The sequence below is a fragment of the Teredinibacter purpureus genome (assembly GCF_014217335.1).
GTDB classification, from domain to species: Bacteria; Pseudomonadota; Gammaproteobacteria; order Pseudomonadales; family Cellvibrionaceae; genus Teredinibacter; species Teredinibacter purpureus.
The window spans coordinates 2,636,250-2,653,595 of sequence record NZ_CP060092.1 but is presented as its reverse complement, the minus strand read 5'-3'; the positions used below and the strand labels follow the sequence as shown (position 1 = coordinate 2,653,595).

At 41.3% G+C, this 17,346-nt stretch carries 25 protein-coding genes; all 25 read right to left on the bottom strand.

Going from position 1 to position 17,346, the window contains the following annotated elements; translation table 11 throughout:
- Nucleotides 1-67: 67 nt before the first annotated feature.
- Nucleotides 68-433, bottom strand: a complete 366-nt coding sequence (locus H5647_RS11520; protein ID WP_045858689.1) for an HflX-like GTP-binding protein — start codon at nt 431-433, stop codon at nt 68-70.
- Nucleotides 434-575: 142 nt separating this feature from the next.
- Nucleotides 576-866: a hypothetical protein gene (locus H5647_RS11515; RefSeq protein ID WP_045858709.1), complete on the bottom strand. Its 291-nt coding sequence runs from the start codon at nt 864-866 to the stop codon at nt 576-578.
- A gap of 98 nt (nt 867-964) precedes the next feature.
- Nucleotides 965-1,330 carry a hypothetical protein gene (locus H5647_RS11510; protein ID WP_045856534.1) on the bottom strand — a complete coding sequence of 122 codons (366 nt, stop codon included), beginning with the start codon at nt 1,328-1,330 and terminating at the stop codon, nt 965-967.
- Nucleotides 1,331-1,515: 185 nt separating this feature from the next.
- Nucleotides 1,516-1,767, bottom strand: coding sequence for a hypothetical protein (locus H5647_RS11505; RefSeq protein WP_045858707.1), 252 nt, complete (start codon nt 1,765-1,767; stop codon nt 1,516-1,518).
- A 113-nt stretch (nt 1,768-1,880) separates the two neighbouring features.
- Nucleotides 1,881-2,156: a hypothetical protein gene (locus H5647_RS11500; RefSeq protein WP_045856557.1), complete on the bottom strand. Its 276-nt coding sequence runs from the start codon at nt 2,154-2,156 to the stop codon at nt 1,881-1,883.
- 648 nt (nt 2,157-2,804) lie between these two features.
- The gene (locus tag H5647_RS11495; RefSeq protein ID WP_045858703.1) at nt 2,805-3,212 is read right to left on the bottom strand and encodes a hypothetical protein; all 408 of its coding nucleotides are present in this window, start codon (nt 3,210-3,212) and stop codon (nt 2,805-2,807) included.
- 57 nt (nt 3,213-3,269) lie between these two features.
- Nucleotides 3,270-3,782: a YcxB family protein gene (locus H5647_RS11490; protein WP_162926304.1), complete on the bottom strand. Its 513-nt coding sequence runs from the start codon at nt 3,780-3,782 to the stop codon at nt 3,270-3,272.
- A 130-nt stretch (nt 3,783-3,912) separates the two neighbouring features.
- Nucleotides 3,913-4,218, bottom strand: a complete 306-nt coding sequence (locus H5647_RS11485) for a hypothetical protein (protein WP_045861330.1) — start codon at nt 4,216-4,218, stop codon at nt 3,913-3,915.
- 678 nt (nt 4,219-4,896) lie between these two features.
- A complete protein-coding gene (locus H5647_RS11480; protein ID WP_045856500.1) occupies nt 4,897-5,208 on the bottom strand; it encodes a CC0125/CC1285 family lipoprotein in 312 nt (103 codons plus the stop codon).
- Between the two features lie 141 nt (nt 5,209-5,349).
- A complete protein-coding gene (locus H5647_RS11475) occupies nt 5,350-5,646 on the bottom strand; it encodes a hypothetical protein (RefSeq protein WP_045858627.1) in 297 nt (98 codons plus the stop codon).
- 192 nt (nt 5,647-5,838) lie between these two features.
- Complete coding sequence (locus H5647_RS11470; protein ID WP_045858698.1) at nt 5,839-6,297, bottom strand: DUF3592 domain-containing protein; 459 nt, start codon at nt 6,295-6,297, stop codon at nt 5,839-5,841.
- A gap of 112 nt (nt 6,298-6,409) precedes the next feature.
- Nucleotides 6,410-6,868 (bottom strand): hypothetical protein, encoded by a 459-nt coding sequence (locus tag H5647_RS11465; protein ID WP_045856549.1) that lies wholly within the window; start codon nt 6,866-6,868, stop codon nt 6,410-6,412.
- Nucleotides 6,869-6,906: 38 nt separating this feature from the next.
- On the bottom strand, nt 6,907-7,797 hold the full coding sequence (locus H5647_RS11460) for an IS3 family transposase (RefSeq protein WP_236075034.1): 891 nt from the start codon (nt 7,795-7,797) through the stop codon (nt 6,907-6,909).
- Nucleotides 7,773-8,090 carry a transposase gene (locus H5647_RS11455; protein ID WP_045856786.1) on the bottom strand — a complete coding sequence of 106 codons (318 nt, stop codon included), beginning with the start codon at nt 8,088-8,090 and terminating at the stop codon, nt 7,773-7,775. Before H5647_RS11455 ends, H5647_RS11460 begins: the two co-directional genes overlap by 25 nt.
- Before the next feature lie 144 nt (nt 8,091-8,234).
- Complete coding sequence (locus H5647_RS11450) at nt 8,235-8,678, bottom strand: hypothetical protein (protein ID WP_045858694.1); 444 nt, start codon at nt 8,676-8,678, stop codon at nt 8,235-8,237.
- 134 nt (nt 8,679-8,812) lie between these two features.
- Nucleotides 8,813-9,373, bottom strand: coding sequence for a hypothetical protein (locus H5647_RS11445; RefSeq protein ID WP_045858619.1), 561 nt, complete (start codon nt 9,371-9,373; stop codon nt 8,813-8,815).
- 91 nt (nt 9,374-9,464) lie between these two features.
- A complete protein-coding gene (locus tag H5647_RS11440) occupies nt 9,465-9,839 on the bottom strand; it encodes a hypothetical protein (protein ID WP_045858692.1) in 375 nt (124 codons plus the stop codon).
- Between the two features lie 600 nt (nt 9,840-10,439).
- Nucleotides 10,440-10,805: an HflX-like GTP-binding protein gene (locus H5647_RS11435; RefSeq protein ID WP_045858689.1), complete on the bottom strand. Its 366-nt coding sequence runs from the start codon at nt 10,803-10,805 to the stop codon at nt 10,440-10,442.
- A 159-nt stretch (nt 10,806-10,964) separates the two neighbouring features.
- Nucleotides 10,965-11,297, bottom strand: coding sequence for a hypothetical protein (locus tag H5647_RS11430; RefSeq protein WP_045858687.1), 333 nt, complete (start codon nt 11,295-11,297; stop codon nt 10,965-10,967).
- A gap of 139 nt (nt 11,298-11,436) precedes the next feature.
- Nucleotides 11,437-11,661: a hypothetical protein gene (locus tag H5647_RS11425; protein ID WP_082087178.1), complete on the bottom strand. Its 225-nt coding sequence runs from the start codon at nt 11,659-11,661 to the stop codon at nt 11,437-11,439.
- Nucleotides 11,662-11,763: 102 nt separating this feature from the next.
- Nucleotides 11,764-12,105: a hypothetical protein gene (locus H5647_RS11420; RefSeq protein ID WP_045858683.1), complete on the bottom strand. Its 342-nt coding sequence runs from the start codon at nt 12,103-12,105 to the stop codon at nt 11,764-11,766.
- 1,081 nt (nt 12,106-13,186) lie between these two features.
- On the bottom strand, nt 13,187-13,552 hold the full coding sequence (locus tag H5647_RS11415; RefSeq protein ID WP_045856309.1) for a hypothetical protein: 366 nt from the start codon (nt 13,550-13,552) through the stop codon (nt 13,187-13,189).
- Between the two features lie 116 nt (nt 13,553-13,668).
- Entirely contained in the window at nt 13,669-14,091 is a 423-nt protein-coding gene (locus H5647_RS11410; RefSeq protein WP_045857291.1) for a lipocalin family protein, read from the bottom strand.
- Nucleotides 14,092-14,192: 101 nt separating this feature from the next.
- Nucleotides 14,193-14,573 carry a hypothetical protein gene (locus H5647_RS11405; RefSeq protein ID WP_045856544.1) on the bottom strand — a complete coding sequence of 127 codons (381 nt, stop codon included), beginning with the start codon at nt 14,571-14,573 and terminating at the stop codon, nt 14,193-14,195.
- A gap of 493 nt (nt 14,574-15,066) precedes the next feature.
- Nucleotides 15,067-17,298, bottom strand: a complete 2,232-nt coding sequence (locus H5647_RS11400; protein ID WP_045858675.1) for a hypothetical protein — start codon at nt 17,296-17,298, stop codon at nt 15,067-15,069.
- Between the last annotated feature and the right edge of the window lie 48 nt (nt 17,299-17,346).

Genomic DNA, 17,346 nt, shown 5'->3' with positions numbered 1-17,346 from the left:
CGGAGCGAGTTGCGCAAAAATCGCGTAGCTTTTGGCATCGAGTGGAATGCCTTGTTAGCACTGATGGTTATTCGTTGATGCAGAATACATTACAACCAACTATTTCCTGCAACCGAGTTTTCTGGGTACTGTGTAGATCGTTGTAAAAAACAACTGTATTTGCCTGCAGCTCTGTTACCAGCCTGGATAACTCTTCAACTTTTCCGGGACCTATAACTGTTGCCGAGTTTAGCGGTGAGTCCATTTGCCTAACTCCACCCTTTTTACTTGACCTAGACACACCTCTTCGCTGAATTAAAACTCCAACAACAATCGCACCATGTTTGATAAGGGTGCTCTTCATCGAGGATATTTCGCTATCTATATCCTTTCTTTTCGCTGAAAACAGCCCGACAATAATACACTGCTTTCCATTGATGGTTTCTGCATGCATAAACAATAGCTGCTCATTGTGTTTTGGGTGCTAACGCCGCTATCACCGGACAGCTGGGCGGAGTTGTAATTTATGTTAACGAAGCGCCAGCGTAGTGCATAAATTGCAAAACGTAGCCTAGCTGTTCCGGTGCATAGCCTTGTTAAATATTTTTCTCATTTTGGATTACTTTGTCAGTAACTGCAATGTAGTAACCGTCGCCGTATGGCTGCACTGTTGCAAAAACGTTCTCACACCCAAAATCCCAACACTTTATAGGTTTACCCCACAACTCGAATTGCCCAATATATTCAACTTGATTATTTATGTCATCCGGAGCAAATTCAATATTTAGGTAATCGCGTATTTCCCTCTCGATAGATTCGGGTAAATCAGCTAAATCGTAATTTGACGTTTTTACTTCATCAACCCATATAGGCTCTTCGATACTCATGGCGAATTCCGTCCGCGTATTTAACGCCTCAAGCAGCGGCGCGCGTTAGCGCGTCCAGCCACAAAGTGGCGTTGCTGCCTTGACTTGTTAAGTGATTTCTATTGTAGATTACAAACATTTTTTGCAACCAGTTTAATTTCAGTATGATTTTCGGGTATAGAGATAAGCTTGAAACCTGTACCTTTGAAATAGGACTTCAGTTGTTCTGACCTAACCATGAGCGTCTCCCCTTCCTCTCGGTTAGCCGCGATCCCGCTTTGAAAATAATCACCACCTGAATCACCACTACCTAGATCAATATACCGACCCTCTTTTAACTCAAAAAGGTAGTATGTACTCGAGTTTGATTTTTGTGGATACATAAGTCCTAAAATAGAATCTTTGTACTGGCAATATGAGACGAAGGCCTCGAGCGAATGAGCCTGCATAGAGAAAAATAGAAATAGTGCTATCAGTTTCTGCATATTCACTTAACGCCTTGCTCATTTGCGCAGCGGTTGTAGTGAGTTTTTGTGCAACAATGAGCGTAGCGAATGCACAAAAAGGAGCGAAGATCGCTGCGTCAAATGGAGCAACTTGTTAGATTTTTTATTCGACTCACTCAATATAAATATAGGTGATGTATAACCCACTCTTTTAGAAAATAGTTTTAACATGAACCTCCGTCTCCACCGCATCCGCCATCACCTCCAGAACCGCCAAAAAAACCTCCACCTCCATCGCCATGACCACCTCGACCACTTTCTGGGCCAATCAATACAACCAATTTAATTAGTAGTGAAACCAGAAAAACAAATACCAATAGCGGGCATACCATATTATATAGAGGAGACTGTGACTCGAAATCGGAAAAACTCCAAGACGCCCACAGCCCACCAACAATAACTATCCAAGAGATCATCCATTGCTCCTCTTAAAATCTAACGCCTTTAGCAGCGGCCGCAGTGTAGGCGCGAAGCGCCGAAACGGAGGTCCAGCCCCGAAGGGGCGATGCTGGCTAAACTTGTTATGTGCTTACTTAGACCAAAATACTTTATCAAGTTTGCAGCCCTCTTTTGATATGAATGCCCTTGGATATTCTCTTGGGTTTTCTTTATATACATGCTCTTTCCTAAGAACCATCCACTTCTTGTCTAATTCAACGGCCTCATACTCTTCTCGAGTAATTTTATACTCTGGATACTTGGCTTCAATAGCCTTAGCACCCGTATAAAAAACCACTTCATTATTGCATAGGCAAGCTATCGCCGATTGAGAAAATAAAATTGATGCTAAAAATATATATCTCATACCTTGGCCACATAACGCCGCCATATGCGGCAAATTTGGAGTTGTTTTTTTGTGCTAGCGTAGCGTTAAAGCACAAAACAAACAACGGAAAATTTGTCCAGCCAGCTTGCTGGCGCAGCATGATGGCCTTGTTAAATGGCGATACACCAAACAACACCAACACTGCGTTGCGGAACGCAAATGGAGCCTTGCTACCAAAGTGGCGAACAACGCTACATGAACACCCGTAAACGCTAAACCTGAAAGCCCTAAGAAGAACGACCGGTAAACTTTACATCACTACCCCGCTCTGCTTTTTTCTTCATTAAAACTACCCGCTCGAAAATAACACTTTTTACGAGTTACTAAAATATGCTTGCAACCAGTAAAACTTAAAATACTAAAACAGACTTTTAGAGTGGTTTGCACGGTTTAATGCTGGTAGAGCTAAACGAACTGTTTCGTTATGAAACTAGCATAATATTTAAAACCACTACACAGCTAAAAATGTAAGTTTAAAACTGAAATCTTCACGCCGTATAAATAGTATGTTGCCGAGCTATTTAACGCCAAGCTCACCGGCCCATTTTGTGGAGAGCATTTGTGTATAATGGAGCGCAGCGACTACACAAATGAGCGTAGCAAAATGGGTCCGCGTGCAGCGTTTGGTTATGTGCCCGCCCCCACATACTGCCCAAATAGCTCTACCACCCCTGATTTGTCATGGTATTTAAAAATATCTGCGTTCGGATCTATTTGAAAGACACAACTCCCACCAAGAAAGAAATTACCACGAAACTCGTCTTTACCATTAGACACCGTATTAGCGCGATAAGTATATTCTTCTTTAGCAACACTTGTGCTTTCATAGCACGCTTTTCTTAAGCTATACCTAGGGTAATAGGTTTGCCCGCCAACCTTAAAGCTTGTGTTGGAGCGGATCATTTGTCTGCTCTCAGCTAGCTCAATCGTCTTGAACCCCCATGACTCTACGACCTTTTCAGGGACGATTAAGTCTAGCGAAAACGCTCGACTCGAAACAAAAAAAACAGACAAAATGAATATTATTTTTTTCATAGCTGAAAGCACATAACGCCGCAATTTGGGGCAACCGAAGCAACGCGTAGGTTGTCCCTAAGATTGCTTTGTTACATTTTTATTTATTAATGCCATTAAGCCCTCTGGATTAGAGATTTTTGACAAGGGAAAAACTAGAGCATTTATACTATCTATGAAGAGGTAAATTGCCTTTTCCGTATTTTCAACGCGCCTGACCATACTCCATTTATGATTCGCTTCATAAGCAGATCCAATAGTTATGATCCCATCATCACTAATTACAAATTTGTGCTTACTCAAGAACGCACCACCCTCACTAGGCTGACAAGCGCGCTTAGCCTTTACTCCACTTAATAGCATTAATGCAAAACAGAGTAACAATCCAAAAGATACAATTCCGGCAGTAGGCCAGCTAAAATCTACATTACTTTGAAAAAAGGCGAAGAACACAAAGGCAACCACAAACCAGATGATTAGGTTGATCCACATGCTTTCCCACCACTGTTTAGACTCTTTACAAATCGCTGTTTCCAAAAAGGATTGAAAATCCTTCCAGTCAGACAGCTCATATTCAATCTCTAGTTCCATGCGCATTCCGAAATGTAACGCAGAGTGCAGCTGCATTTTGGTTGGTGTGAAGTTTTGTGTAAAATGGCGAAGCCATGCACAAAACGGAGCGCCGACCAAAATGTCAGCTGGCACGTATTGTTATGTGATTTCATGGATGACCTACCTCGTGCATTAACCAATAAGCATCAACATCCTCTCTGCCACCGTCTTTATTTACAGTAAAACCAATGCAATCTGTACTACCTAACCATTTAAAAATATGCCAGCGTGTAAGCTGCACTACCAATAATGCTTGCCCTTGGAACTCCTGCCCCCAAATTGCAGGATAATATTTCTTTCTAGATATTTTTATTGGTGCTTCTTCAATCCAACCTAAAGAAGTGATTTCATCGTAGCTTTTTACTTGGTATTTCACTCGCATATCTTTGAGGTAGCTTCCTACTTCTGGGTTCATAATTTCACATAACGCCTGTAGCACCTGCATAAATTGCGGAGTGCCTTTTTGTGTAAAATTGAGCGTAGCGAAAACACAAAAAGGCGCGTAGCAATTTTTGTCAGGTGGCTACACTTGTTATGTGTTTGTACGACTTTGATACAAAAACCAATATCACTTATGTTTGTTTTTAACACGATCCCACTTCTCTTGCACTTCCCTTTCTCTTTTTTCACGAAGAGTTCTTTGGATTTCCGCCAACCGATTACTATGGGTTTTATTTGACCTCATCATTTGCCTGATGAATATGTATAACGGGACAGCAAAAACAAGCAAAATTATCCAAGTTAACATTAGCTACCACCAACCTAACCAATACCGTAATCTATCGTAGGCCTCATCACCTTTACAAGCCGCAAAGAAAGCGAACAGGACACTGACGACTAAACAAATAGAAAAATGTACAAGCCCATACTCTAAAAATACAAAAAATGTAATAACCGAGCTCACAGCAAACATTACTATTAGACCGAAGACGAATCTAACTCTTTTCTCTAAACTATCGGGTTCTCTCATGATCACACATAACGCCCCGCTTAGAGGCAGTTTTGGAGCTGATTGATTTATGGCAGTCTTTTCGCCATAAATTTAAGCGGCGGAAAAACTGTCCTTCTACAGCGGCTTGTTAGGATTGCACTGTTAACCATCACCAAGGCACTTAATAACACCCTCAGTTAAGGGGTGAAATACTTGCACTGGGTAATAACTACTGTGACCACCATTTTCTTTTGAAACGATATCATATCCACTTGGGCATAATTCTGCGGCTCGTTTTTCCCAATATAGCTCGACTGTTTCTGGAGAAGTAGTACCGTTTCCCTGATACGAAACTTCAATAGACCCATCATCTAACTGCTTATCTTTATAGCCACCTGAGAAACCATATTTACCATATGCAGTTGCGCATCCAGACAAACATAAAACAAAAATTGTGAAATATAAGTTTTTCATAAATCCCCTAGATTGATTGATAGAAATATCCTAACGCCGAGCTCACCGGCGCATATTGCGGAGAGCGTTTTTATGTAAAATGGAGCACCGCGACATACATAAAAACGAGCGTAGCAATATGCGTCCGAGTGCAGCGATTTGTTACATTTTTAGCTCGATATTGTACTCCGCATAGCAGCCAACAAACGAGAAACTATTACTTTCCTTATTGTAGCTACCAAGTTTCTTGTAATTTACCGACAAATTAGCTGCATTAAAGAATTCTTTGCTTCCAATAACTGTTGTCGATACCCAACCAATATAATCTATTCTGGTGAAGCTCAAGGCAACTTGTATTTTACCACTTGTAAGTGTGCCACTTACATATTTATGCTCTTTGTAATACTCAGGAACCGATATAAACAATTCGATCTTTTCATTATTTGAAGACCACTCCATTCGTTGTGGGATCTCCAAATCATCACATGACAATGAGCAATTTGAAAAGAGCAGTATTAACAGTGAAATATGTTTTTTCATGGGTAAATGTAACGCCCAGTTAACCCGCCGAAACGGAGTTGATTGTTTTGTGCGAGCGTAGCGAAAAAGCACAAAACGAGCAACGCAGTGGAGGTCGGGTTGAACTGATTGTTATACGTTTTTCTTTGCAAGGTAAACTGCTCCAGAAAAACACACTAAAAAGACCAAGATCAGTAGGTTAAAGCCTTTACGATCGTTCATTTCTGGATTAAGAACTGAAAATCTATAATTTGAACGGCTATAATAGACACTTGTCTGACTACCTACAGGATACTTACTAAGTATTTCTTCAACTGAATCCTTATAGCGACTACCCTTAAAGCCAAAGCCAACCCTCGAAGACTTATATTTTTCTCCTGCTATCTCGTATTCATAAACAATATGAAACCTATACGCAGGCTTGAAACCTTTCTTTATTTCAGACTCAAGAATGACACCATTAGCTTGTTCGAAGTTAAATGACTCCGGAAAGTATGAACCACGTACATCGTGGAATCTTAAAGCAACCACGATAGCAGAAATCACGACCACGTAGATAATACCTTGATACCTTTTAATATTTCGATTCATGGTTTACGTATAACGCCGCTATAAATTGCAGTTTTGGAGTTGATTGTTTTGTGGTAGCGTAGCGTAAAACCACAAAACAATCGATGGAAAATCTGTCAATTTGATAGCCTTGTTAGCGGTGGAAGAAACGCGCATATTTAACCTTAGAATCACCAACGATACCTTTAATACTGCCCACGAAAGACGGCATATCATCGATGCCTTCAAACTTTTCCAGCGAGCCAGATGCGGGGAAAAGTAATACCGATATAGGGTGATTTTTTCTAGTTTGTACCACTACCTTCTTTACAGAACTAAGCGCCATTTTGCTTTCGAATTCCGAACCAGAAAACAACAAGCTTTGACGATCGAAGCCAAATCGCAGCTTCTCTGCGTTTGCTACCCAAGTTTTCATGCCTCTGTAATATTGCCAAGCCATAACTAGGAAAATTAGACCCACGAACATTCCGTAGTTTTTAGTGGCAACACCAAGAATTGAAAGAAACACAGCTACAGCTCCAAACATAAATGCAGCTACAAGCATCCCTCTCTTTCTCTTCTTTATGTATTCTTCGGATAACTGGTATTTCATATGTACCGTGGTCTTACCCACAAAAAGTAGACACCATATTAGGCGCACTCTTGGTAATAAATTTCTTCAAACTCTGCAGGGCTTATATAGTCATTCGCAGAGTGGCGTCGTACGCGATTGTAAAACAATTCAATATATTCGAACACACTTGAATACGCGTCATTTAAGCCTATGTACGATTGACCAAACACTTCCTCTACTTTCAGACGTGAGAAGAAGGATTCCATTGCCGCATTATCCCAACAGTTACCCTTTCGGCTCATGCTGGGAGTTATATCAGCATCGTGCATCGCTAGGACATATTCTCCGGATCGATACTGCACTCCCTGATCTGAGTGAAGCAACAACCCTTGCTCGCATCCCCGACTTGAGGTGGCCATGTTAAGTGCATCTAAAATCAAATCCGTGGTCATTGTTTTATCCAATGACCAGCCAATGATCTTGCGGGAGAACAAGTCCATGATCACCGCCAAGTAAACGTGACCGTTCTTAACCGGTATATAGGTAATGTCCGACACCCACTTTTCATTTGGCTTAGTGGCCTCAAAGTCGCGATCCAATACGTTTTCAGCGAAGTTATTATCCCCTGAACCTTGATGACCATACTTGAAGCGTTTGCCGTTACGGGCCTTTAGACCCTCTTCCTGCATAATTTTAGCAACATGATTAACTGAGCAAGCGAAGCCTTTTTCATGCAGCTCATAGATTAATCTAGGCGCACCGTATCGTGCCTTAAACTCCTCAAAAGTCTCACTGATAGCCTTGCGCAGCATTTCTCGATACTCATACTCGAAACTAGGCTCTCGTTCGCGCCATTTGTAATAACCTGATCTGCTGACAGCTAACCACCCCGCCATCTTGATTATTGGGAATTGACCACGAAGCGACTCCATGTAGGCATACCTCACCAGCTTGGCTTGCTGAAGTATGCCGTCGCTTTTTTTAGGAATTCGTTCTCTTCTTTCAGGTCGCTTATTGTCCGCTGCAGCTCGCGTACAGTCTCGCTTTCAGGCTTTGAGTAATCCACACCATTCACACCATTAAATTGTTTTTCGGATAGTCGCTTATATTGACGTCGCCAATTATAGATTTGACCGGGGTGAATACCCAACTCTCTCGCCACTTCAGCAGCTGAGGTGTCAGGCCCTTCTGAGCGTCGAACGGCCTCCCTACGAAAATCTTCGGTGTAATGGTTGTATTTGTTCTTAGTTTTTTTAGTCATAATTAATACCTCATTAGGTGGGAATGAGGTGTCTACTTTTCGTGGGTAGCTCTAACCGCTAACGCCGCCATAAATTGCGGCTTTGTAGTTGATTGTTTTGTGGCAGCGTAGCGTTAAGACACAAAAAAAGCGACGGAAAAGCCGTCAATTTGATGGCCTTGTTACAAGCTGCCGTACTATGAGCCAAAAGACTAAGCCTGAAACTGCACCACAAAAGCCAAAACCCAGCAGAAACTTTAATTGGTACAAAAGGCCTGCTGTAGTGTAGCTGCCATTTTCAATGAATATTGTTTGCCCCACAACACTACGAGTCGTGCCGCCCGGAAAACTAAATAGTAGCCAAGGAGCGGCTGAAATTAATGCACCGCCTAAAGTTAAAGAACGAAAGTTAATACAACCTTTAGCTTTAAGAAGTAAATATATAGGTATACCAACAATTGCGGAAATAACCCAACTTACAATAACTGCCCAAGCAGATATCCCACCAAAAATTTCACCAATACCGCCATATAGCACAACCCATATTAGTGCACCTATAGGCGGGGCTATTAAAAACCCACTGATTGGATACAACGATGCTCGATTCATTTTGCCTTGTAACGCCGTTAGCAACGGCCGTAGTGGAGGTGTTTTAGTTGTGTTAGCGTAGCGTTAAACACAACTAAAACACCGGAACGGAGGTCCAGACCGCTTGCGGGCGAAGTTGGCTAACTTTGTTAAGCTTACTCCTCAACACTTTGCCGTAACCCCCAATAATTATCTCGCAACGCTTTTTTCTCTTCGTCAGACATGTTGGATATTGCCAGCCCTCGGTCACAACGCTGCTCAACAACATACTCGTGCCAGGTAGGAAAATCCGAGTATCGCTGGACAGGCTTAGGGGTTGTCATGTTTTTGGAAATCTGCCAAAAGTATGCTTCTTTTGGCAGAGCGCCTTTTTCGATCTGAAGAAATTGCCAAAAATGAAAAAAGCCAAACATGAGAAATAAAACTGTACCTGCAGATAGTGCTGAGACAACTTTTACATACACTCCCGTCTTAAGGCAAACACCAATCCATAGCTCAACTAGCGACCAAACAAGAAATAGGCATAAGCACGTTACATAAAGAGAAAACGGGCTAAAATAATATGGCTCATGCTCCCAGATCTCATGAAGATCCCAACACTCGAAAGGAATTATGGTGATAAATATATGCAACCTAAAAAAGAATATTAGGGCGAATAAAGTTACCACTAAAACGGTTACGCGATCCCCTTGATTGTAACTGGTACTAATCTTCATGCGATTTAGAGCTTAACGCCGCCAGCAACTGCCGGAGTGAATTGGCTGCTTTTTTGCGGTTTTTTGCAAAAAAGAAGACAGTTTACGGAGGTCAGATTGACTGGCCTTGTTCTGTGTTTCCAAGGTAATTTACCTTACTTTTATAAATTTTTGATGCACTGTGGTCGAGCTGACCATGGTTGAACTCAAAGATAAGCCTTGCTGACAAAATATCTTTTGGCTCGAATCCCTCGGTAATTACTAAGCGATAAAATGTTTCTTTAAGCGAGTTAAGTGCGGCACGTAACGGTTCTATATGCAGGAACACTTTTGGGCATGGCTCCATATCGGATACACAAACCCCTATGGAATCGATGCCTTCTGCCTCACAAGCCTGCCCAAGATGCGGATGCACAAAAGAAAGCGCACCCACCGCATGGTGAGCAATGCTCTGTACAACACTTTTTAATCGCTTATGAGATGCCATGATTCCCCTGACACAGAACGCCGCTATGTGGGGCATTTATTGTGGAGTGGAGTTTTGGGGTAAAGTGGCGAAGCCACCCCAAAACGGAGCGTAGCAATAAATGTCCCTACGATAGCTTTGTTATGCGACTTTCTATACATACAAAACAACCCGTTCACCACACACAACATAGCCATAAATTTAATAAAAATAGCTTAGATTTAGACTTAAAACCTAAAGCTATTACCAACAACCATTGAGATTAACCTAGCTTTACACCTGAGCCAAGTACCCGTAAAAAATAGAGTTACAACCACGAATACAAGAAAAACCAAAAGCTATAAACGTGAACACTAGAATACTGGTAGCGTTTTGACGCTGTTGTGCTGATTGCTAAAGCAAACGGAGGATGCACGCAAGCTCTTCGAGATCAGCTGATACTTTTACAGTAAACAACACCAATGAATTCCAAGCCCTACTCTACCAGCCGTTAAGACGCATAACGCCGCATTCACTCGTGACAAAAGCGGAGCGGTTTTTGCGCTATAATCGAGCGGAGCGAGTTGCGCAAAAATCGCGTAGCTTTTGGCATCGAGTGGAATGCCTTGTTAGCACTGATGGTTATTCGTTGATGCAGAATACATTACAACCAACTATTTCCTGCAACCGAGTTTTCTGGGTACTGTGTAGATCGTTGTAAAAAACAACTGTATTTGCCTGCAGCTCTGTTACCAGCCGGGATAACTCTTCAACTTTTCCGGGACCTATAACTGTTGCCGAGTTTAGCGGTGAGTCCATTTGCCTAACTCCACCCTTTTTACTTGACCTAGACACACCTCTTCGCTGAATTAAAACTCCAACAACAATCGCACCATGTTTGATAAGGGTGCTCTTCATCGAGGATATTTCGCTATCTATATCCTTTCTTTTCGCTGAAAACAGCCCGACAATAATACACTGCTTTCCATTGATGGTTTCTGCATGCATAAACAATAGCTGCTCATTGTGTTTTGGGTGCTAACGCCGCAATTACCGGCCGTAACGTAGTTGTTTGTTTTGTGCCAGCGTAGCTGAAAAGCACAAAACAAACAACGCAGTGGAGGTCCAGCCAGCTTGCTGGCGAGGGTACATTGCCTTGTTAGAAATTTACTCTTCGATACATTCGCTTCGCTGCTCATAGTTTTCTATTGCTAAACAGCCATAGCCAACTTCCCAAGTGTTATCGCTACGACACCTACCCAATACTTCATTACCATCTTCTGGATTCCACGTGACAGGTAGAACGCACTCGCCCTCACATTCTTCACTGCTATGGCAAAGCTTACCGCCGTCGGGGTACTTGTCTCCACAATATTGGTAGCCGCCCAAATTAATGTACGGCTGGCCGCCTCTAGCAGAACAAAAGCCACTTTGAATGCTTGTGCACGATGAGAGAAAAAGAATCGAACTCATTGTGAAAAGTAGCAATATTCTATTCATGCAGTATTTCTAACGCCGCCCACAGGGGCCGCAGTGGAGGTGAATGTTTTGCGGTAGCGTAAGCGACAACCGCAAAACAAGCACCGGAACGGAGGTCCAGCCCGCTTGCGGGCGAGCCTGATGGGCCTTGTTAAATGCCTTATCTACTAGCAGCACGTATGCCCGCTTTTATGCCTTCGCGGAAATCTGTAGAACCAATAGGAGTTATTGGAGCAATTGGACAAATAGGAACAATTACCATATCACCTTTTATGCTTTTATAGCCTTCTTCAAAGCCAGCACAGAATTCAGCTTGCCCCGCGAACAGTGACGAACTAACTGTAATTGCCAAAATTCCTATTGTGGTTTTAAGTAAGCTTTTCATTTCGTTCTCCTCGGCCAAAAGGCCATTTAACGCCAACATTTGCCGTATTTTGGTTAACGCTGCTTTTCAAGCGTTGGCCAAAATATCGGCAAGATGTTTTTGTTATAACTTTTCCAAACTATTAAAGATAAAGCTCTGGCCTGAAATAGCAGGAGGCTTATCTTCTTGAATTAAATTTAAGCCAACTTTCTTGGCCAATGAGTTAAATATTTTATATGACTCTAGATCAAATGCATATGCTCCACCCATTTCCATACCGTCAACTATTTGATGGAACAATGTCTTACGTTTTTGATACTCTTTTGATTCGCTGGACGATGCCTTTAAATATTTATTCATAAAGGATTGTGTTCCAGCCACTATGCAGGCTCCATGTTCGCAGTACATCTGTTGTGATGAATAAATTGCAACATATCCTACAAATATTTCCTCGGCGGTTGACATAGATTACTCTGATGTTGAGTGGTTATAACGCCGAGCTCACCGGCGCATATTGCGGAGAGCGTTTTTATGTAAAATGGAGCACCGCGACATACATAAAAACGAGCGTAGCAATATGCGTCCGTGTGCAGCGATTTGTTACTTGTACCAAACACCTACTCACTTTTAACTACGCTGCCACGCCAATTGCTGTATTTGTTTAAAAAGCCTGAAGCTTTGGTTAGACCCAACTATAACCGTGGGATAGCCAAAACAGAAGGCATAAAATTGACCCAAAACAACAAGTGATTATGGCAACCAACAGAAAGGAACAAACGGGAGGAATAAGCCGCAAACTCCCTTTGCTAGGTAAAGTTTGGTTGCGCTTTTTTGCAACGAAGATTTACCGGATTACCAAATCTACCTTTTTCGAAGCACGTTGTAAGCGACCAAAGGTGGCTTACCTAAACTTGATGGAGGGTAACGAATTTAGGAACACCCTACTGAAACTTAACTACACACCAAACTTTTTTTAATAAACAAGTAACGCCTTTGTCAGCCGCGTTTTGGTTGTAGTGGATTTTTGTGCGACGATGGCCGAAGGCCATGCACAAAAAGGAGCGAAGACCAAAACGTCGGCTGGACAAACTTGTTATGAGATATTTCACTCCAAAATCTTAGTGACTTTATCAGGATCTCTTCCGCACGCCCTTAGCCATGACGACATTTCCTCAAGCGAAAACGAATCTTTTGTGTGTTGTCCGTCATTAGTTCCATTCACCGTATACCAAGTTGACGTATGAAATTCTTCAATACCGGTGATTATTTCGCAGTCTCTTAAGAAAGCGGCTCGAAACTCCTCGCCAGTTAAACCAGTGTCAATTATATCTACCGACTTTGATGCGCATCCACAAAGTATTAAAAGCCATGAATATACCAACATCTTCAAGATTTTTTCATTCACGATTGAATTCCAGCTCTGACAGCTCATAACGCCTGTGTATGAGGCATTTTTTATGTAGTGTAGTTTTGGGGTAAAGTGGCGTAGCCACCCCAAAACGAAGCGAAGTAAAAAATGTCCTTATGACACACTTGTTAGAAATTTCTAGAACTCCTTGCTAAAGCTGGGTAGCCCAAGCTTCTGGCTTAGTTCGTTAAACCGAACTTCGGAAAATGGCCCTTGCGTAATTTCATCTGAGTTGAGGTACATATTATCCTTTTCTCTTACAATATAAAAATACGAAGGCACTGTTACTCCTGGCTCCAGTTGCTTTGCGACCACATATTTTTCGTCGGCACCTACGGCTACAACTTTGTGATCTACTCTACCGTGATACGATCCAGAATCATCTATTTTTATCCCGAGATTAATATTACCGTCGATATAGTAGACTTCATACTCACCGTCTTCCCACATAGGACCGCACGCAGATAAAACAAGTAGAAAAAGTACGCTAGTAAGTAATTTCATGGCCTATTTCTAACGCCGCTATAAATTGCGGCTTTGGAGTTGATTGTTTTGTGGTAGCGTAGCGGCCGCCACAAAACAAGCGACGGAAAAGCCGTCAATTTGATAGCCTTGTTAGGCTAATGAATTTTCACTGACTCATACAGTTTCCCATTACAATCCCCAACAACATCGTCACAATTAGCCAGAACAGCTCTGTATTTACGATAAGACGATGTTAACTCTAAATATTCATACAAATCTACATATTCAACTTCACTTTCAGAAACGATCAGTGTATGCACTACAACATATCTCCCATCACATTCCCACAACCCAGACTCCTTCTGTGATTCATCTGAAACTCCATTGGCAAAGTTAAATACCATTTCAAATGTTCCATCTTTATTAAAAGTGGATTGAAACGTTTTCTGGGATTCTATGTTGTACTCAAAACTACTACCAACCCAAGTGCCGACTAAGTTTTCACAATCCAACTTTTCTTCTGCCGAAGCGTGTGTACTAACAAAGATTGCCAAAAATATAACGGATAATAATTTCATAAAATTTACGCCTAACGCCTCAAACACCGGCTTGGTGAAGTTGGCGGCTTTTTTGGAACAAAAAAGATGACAGCTTTACCAAGTCCGAGTGCTTTGACTTGTTATGAGTTTGCTGGCTCCCACTTACAAATAGAAGACCAATCAAGCTCTGATTCAACTACCTTCCCCTTAGCAAGAAACTCTTTGCGGTAAGAAAAGACGCCATTAATTAATTTAAAATTGCTTACGAACCCTTTATCTACGATCTTTAGCCTACTTACTAGACCTTTCTCTAAATCAAAAATCGCTACTCTGGTTATTGGCCCCTTTTGATAATCAGTAGTAAGCCATTCCTCAATCGCGAGGTACCGCCCATTTTCAAGTTCGGCCCTGTTAAAGCCATAATTGTACTTTGGGACTTTCTTTCCCAAAATTTCTAAATCGTAGTATTGCGGGCCAAATCTTATTTCTCCCGCGAATTCAAGATGGTACTTTCTATCCATGACTACTCATAACGCCTTTGTCATTTGCGTTTTGGTTGTAGTGGAGTTTGGGGGTAAAGTGGCGTAGCCACCCCAAAACGGAGCGTAGACCAAAACGTCAAATGGACAAACTTGTTAGGTGCTGCTCTCTCTTCTATAGAGTGCAACCACATACCCAACACACCTTACCAGGCAATCTCATTTTCGTAACGTGATGACCACGTAATACCTGTGGCGCCCCACACGACCTACACTTTAATTTTGAAAACCAAAAACCTAGAGCCAGTGGATATAGAGCAATAAAGCAAACCCGCCAATCATAATAGGGAAACACATCAATTGAATTTGTATGCAATCCAATTCTATCGTAATAAGGAATCAAAGCTATTGCTGTAAACCAAAACAAGATAGAACCAATAATCCATTTACGTTGACGATACATTCGTTCACCTAACGCCTTGCTCACCGGAAAGTTAGGAGCGCAGCGAGTAACTTTTCCGCGTGCAGCAACTTGTTAAGCGCTCTCTATCTCCTGAAGTACTTGATCTATAGCATTACTATTAGCACTTTCATCATAATGCTCAGCTTTCAGTCGATCACATAACATCCTAGTTTTCGCTGCGACCCTACCATCTTCCAGCCCGTTCCATACGTCAACCTGCTCCAGCACTTTATGAAATAGTTTATCGGGAAGCCGATTGCCCATCTGAATTCCCATGACGGTTGGAAAGATTGTCTTGTAAGATTCTCGTATATCTCTGACGCTCGGTGACAATGAGAAAAAATTGAGTAAAAACTCTGGCCTCATTATAAATTTTGCACCGTTCTTTTTCACGATATCAACAGTGTGCTTTTGAACTCTAGATTCTTGAGTAAGCCACCATGTTTGATAACCATATTCAGGAAAAGTCGAAAATTCCTTGTTGGCTCGACGCTGGCCATATACTGCGTTAATAGTGAGAGATACAGCATCAGCTAATGACTGGTTCCCTTGTTTAAGCTCAAGAATATCGTTTGATAATGTTGACACGTCATTAGCAGAAGTTTGAGAACATAGTTCTTCTGATGAAATATATTCCATTCCAAACTGCTGGGTTATGTATGTTTTAAATTCTTCTCTTCCTGGTGCATTGTGGAGCTGATTGTAAGTTATGAACTCACTAATAAAACTAGACCATGATTTTGCATAGCCTTCTAACTTTGCATGATAATAAGTACGGATAAGTATTTGCGATGATTCTCGAATCAAGTCAACTGTCAGATATGCCTCTCGTGGTTGAATATGATTTTTATATTCGTTATCTGTAACGATAATGTGTTTTAAAACTCCATCTAATGCAGGTTCGGTTAAATAGAGACTTATTCCAGCAGAATTTGCTATTTTAAACAGATTTCTTGTCATTTGATTTTCTTCGGAGAGGAATCGTTCAGACATCGCCCTAATAATCAAATCCGACCCAACCAGCAACCTAAAATTAGCCGTAGCTTTTTGAAAGTATTCAACAACTCTAGGCTCAGCCTGAAGAGTGAATAGCAAGATATACGTTCTTGAAAACTTCGTCAGCAGGATTCTTTGTGACTCACTGCTTTGATAAAACATGTTTCTGACAATCTCACAAATTAGCGAATTGAATTTTTCTTTTTTATTTGCCAGATCAACCAATTCATCCAGCGCTTCACTAACACGATCGTAAACCGTATTTTCAATTAGTCCACCTTTATCAGAATTGCCCCCATTTAAGAAATAGGAACAATTCAAACCCTCTTTTTCAAAGAATAGCTGTGCTGTTCTAATTGAAATGTTGGCAATTAATATTTTTTCATCTGGCTCTATTTCATTGAGTATGTCAAAAGTACATATTTCATTTACGACGTCTATTTGAACACTTTCGTCGTTGCTTTTTTCATCGGCTATTATCACTCTGGTTTCAAAAGGCAGGCAATATCTGCCTCCCTTCTTGTGGTAATTGACTTTTTTTCCACCTACGCCACCTTTGCTCACGAGTTCTTTAAGTCTACTGGTAAGTATCCCCCCTACTATATTTTTCGCCCAAGGGATATTGCTTTTTATCGACTCTAAAATTTCTGTTTGAGTCATAAAGCGGTCTTGATCAGGGTCTGTGTCATTTAACGCCCAGAGTATTAAGCTATCAGCGACAGTTTTTGTAAGGTGCTTATCCTTTTCCCTATTTTCTACCTGCTGCTGCAAAAAAACATAAACAGAAGGATGTGAAACATTCGCACTCGTTCTTATTTTATTGCCTTTTTCTAAATCTTTTAGGAAATCGGTATACCTCTCTAGGTGAGTGTAATATGCCTTTTTAGTTGCTTCGCTATGATTTAGATTGGCAAGAATCCATTTTCCATCCCTGATTCTCACAAACACATCATGCTTATCTGTTAAGTGCTCTTCTTCCCTGTCATATGTTCCTATGGTTTGAGATGTAACATATATAAGTCTTTTGGGAGTTCTGCCAAACTCAATCAACCTGTCTATAGTTTTCTTCACTTTAGATCGGTGGTTCTGCTCAATAGATATTTGATAAAATACATCTTTTTTGTCAATACTATAAAGACCTTGTTCATGAACGCCGTCAGCCCCACCATCAGAAGTACCACCAACGGGAATAAAATCGGCTCCTTCAATAGCAGCAATAAAATCATTTGCAAATTCTTCAAAAGGAAAGCCCTCGCAATTACCTAAAGCCACTTTTGCCAATTTAGTGTTGATTTCTTCTAATGCCATCTATAAATATCCTTCAAAGTAGGAGGTCGTACAATTTTGGCGCTTAAC

Excerpts from the sequence above, each read along its gene's own strand:
- H5647_RS11520 (WP_045858689.1), bottom strand. The coding sequence starts at position 433 with ATGCATGCAGAAACCATCAATGGAAAGCAGTGTATTATTGTCGGGCTG.
- H5647_RS11515 (WP_045858709.1), bottom strand. The coding sequence starts at position 866 with ATGAGTATCGAAGAGCCTATATGGGTTGATGAAGTAAAAACGTCAAAT.
- H5647_RS11510 (WP_045856534.1), bottom strand. The coding sequence starts at position 1,330 with ATGCAGAAACTGATAGCACTATTTCTATTTTTCTCTATGCAGGCTCAT.
- H5647_RS11505 (WP_045858707.1), bottom strand. The coding sequence starts at position 1,767 with ATGATCTCTTGGATAGTTATTGTTGGTGGGCTGTGGGCGTCTTGGAGT.
- H5647_RS11500 (WP_045856557.1), bottom strand. The coding sequence starts at position 2,156 with ATGAGATATATATTTTTAGCATCAATTTTATTTTCTCAATCGGCGATA.
- H5647_RS11495 (WP_045858703.1), bottom strand. The coding sequence starts at position 3,212 with ATGAAAAAAATAATATTCATTTTGTCTGTTTTTTTTGTTTCGAGTCGA.
- H5647_RS11490 (WP_162926304.1), bottom strand. The coding sequence starts at position 3,782 with ATGGAACTAGAGATTGAATATGAGCTGTCTGACTGGAAGGATTTTCAA.
- H5647_RS11485 (WP_045861330.1), bottom strand. The coding sequence starts at position 4,218 with ATGAACCCAGAAGTAGGAAGCTACCTCAAAGATATGCGAGTGAAATAC.
- H5647_RS11480 (WP_045856500.1), bottom strand. The coding sequence starts at position 5,208 with ATGAAAAACTTATATTTCACAATTTTTGTTTTATGTTTGTCTGGATGC.
- H5647_RS11475 (WP_045858627.1), bottom strand. The coding sequence starts at position 5,646 with ATGGAGTGGTCTTCAAATAATGAAAAGATCGAATTGTTTATATCGGTT.
- H5647_RS11470 (WP_045858698.1), bottom strand. The coding sequence starts at position 6,297 with ATGAATCGAAATATTAAAAGGTATCAAGGTATTATCTACGTGGTCGTG.
- H5647_RS11465 (WP_045856549.1), bottom strand. The coding sequence starts at position 6,868 with ATGAAATACCAGTTATCCGAAGAATACATAAAGAAGAGAAAGAGAGGG.
- H5647_RS11455 (WP_045856786.1), bottom strand. The coding sequence starts at position 8,090 with ATGACTAAAAAAACTAAGAACAAATACAACCATTACACCGAAGATTTT.
- H5647_RS11450 (WP_045858694.1), bottom strand. The coding sequence starts at position 8,678 with ATGAATCGAGCATCGTTGTATCCAATCAGTGGGTTTTTAATAGCCCCG.
- H5647_RS11445 (WP_045858619.1), bottom strand. The coding sequence starts at position 9,373 with ATGAAGATTAGTACCAGTTACAATCAAGGGGATCGCGTAACCGTTTTA.
- H5647_RS11440 (WP_045858692.1), bottom strand. The coding sequence starts at position 9,839 with ATGGCATCTCATAAGCGATTAAAAAGTGTTGTACAGAGCATTGCTCAC.
- H5647_RS11435 (WP_045858689.1), bottom strand. The coding sequence starts at position 10,805 with ATGCATGCAGAAACCATCAATGGAAAGCAGTGTATTATTGTCGGGCTG.
- H5647_RS11430 (WP_045858687.1), bottom strand. The coding sequence starts at position 11,297 with ATGAATAGAATATTGCTACTTTTCACAATGAGTTCGATTCTTTTTCTC.
- H5647_RS11425 (WP_082087178.1), bottom strand. The coding sequence starts at position 11,661 with ATGAAAAGCTTACTTAAAACCACAATAGGAATTTTGGCAATTACAGTT.
- H5647_RS11420 (WP_045858683.1), bottom strand. The coding sequence starts at position 12,105 with ATGTCAACCGCCGAGGAAATATTTGTAGGATATGTTGCAATTTATTCA.
- H5647_RS11415 (WP_045856309.1), bottom strand. The coding sequence starts at position 13,552 with ATGAAATTACTTACTAGCGTACTTTTTCTACTTGTTTTATCTGCGTGC.
- H5647_RS11410 (WP_045857291.1), bottom strand. The coding sequence starts at position 14,091 with ATGAAATTATTATCCGTTATATTTTTGGCAATCTTTGTTAGTACACAC.
- H5647_RS11405 (WP_045856544.1), bottom strand. The coding sequence starts at position 14,573 with ATGGATAGAAAGTACCATCTTGAATTCGCGGGAGAAATAAGATTTGGC.
- H5647_RS11400 (WP_045858675.1), bottom strand. The coding sequence starts at position 17,298 with ATGGCATTAGAAGAAATCAACACTAAATTGGCAAAAGTGGCTTTAGGT.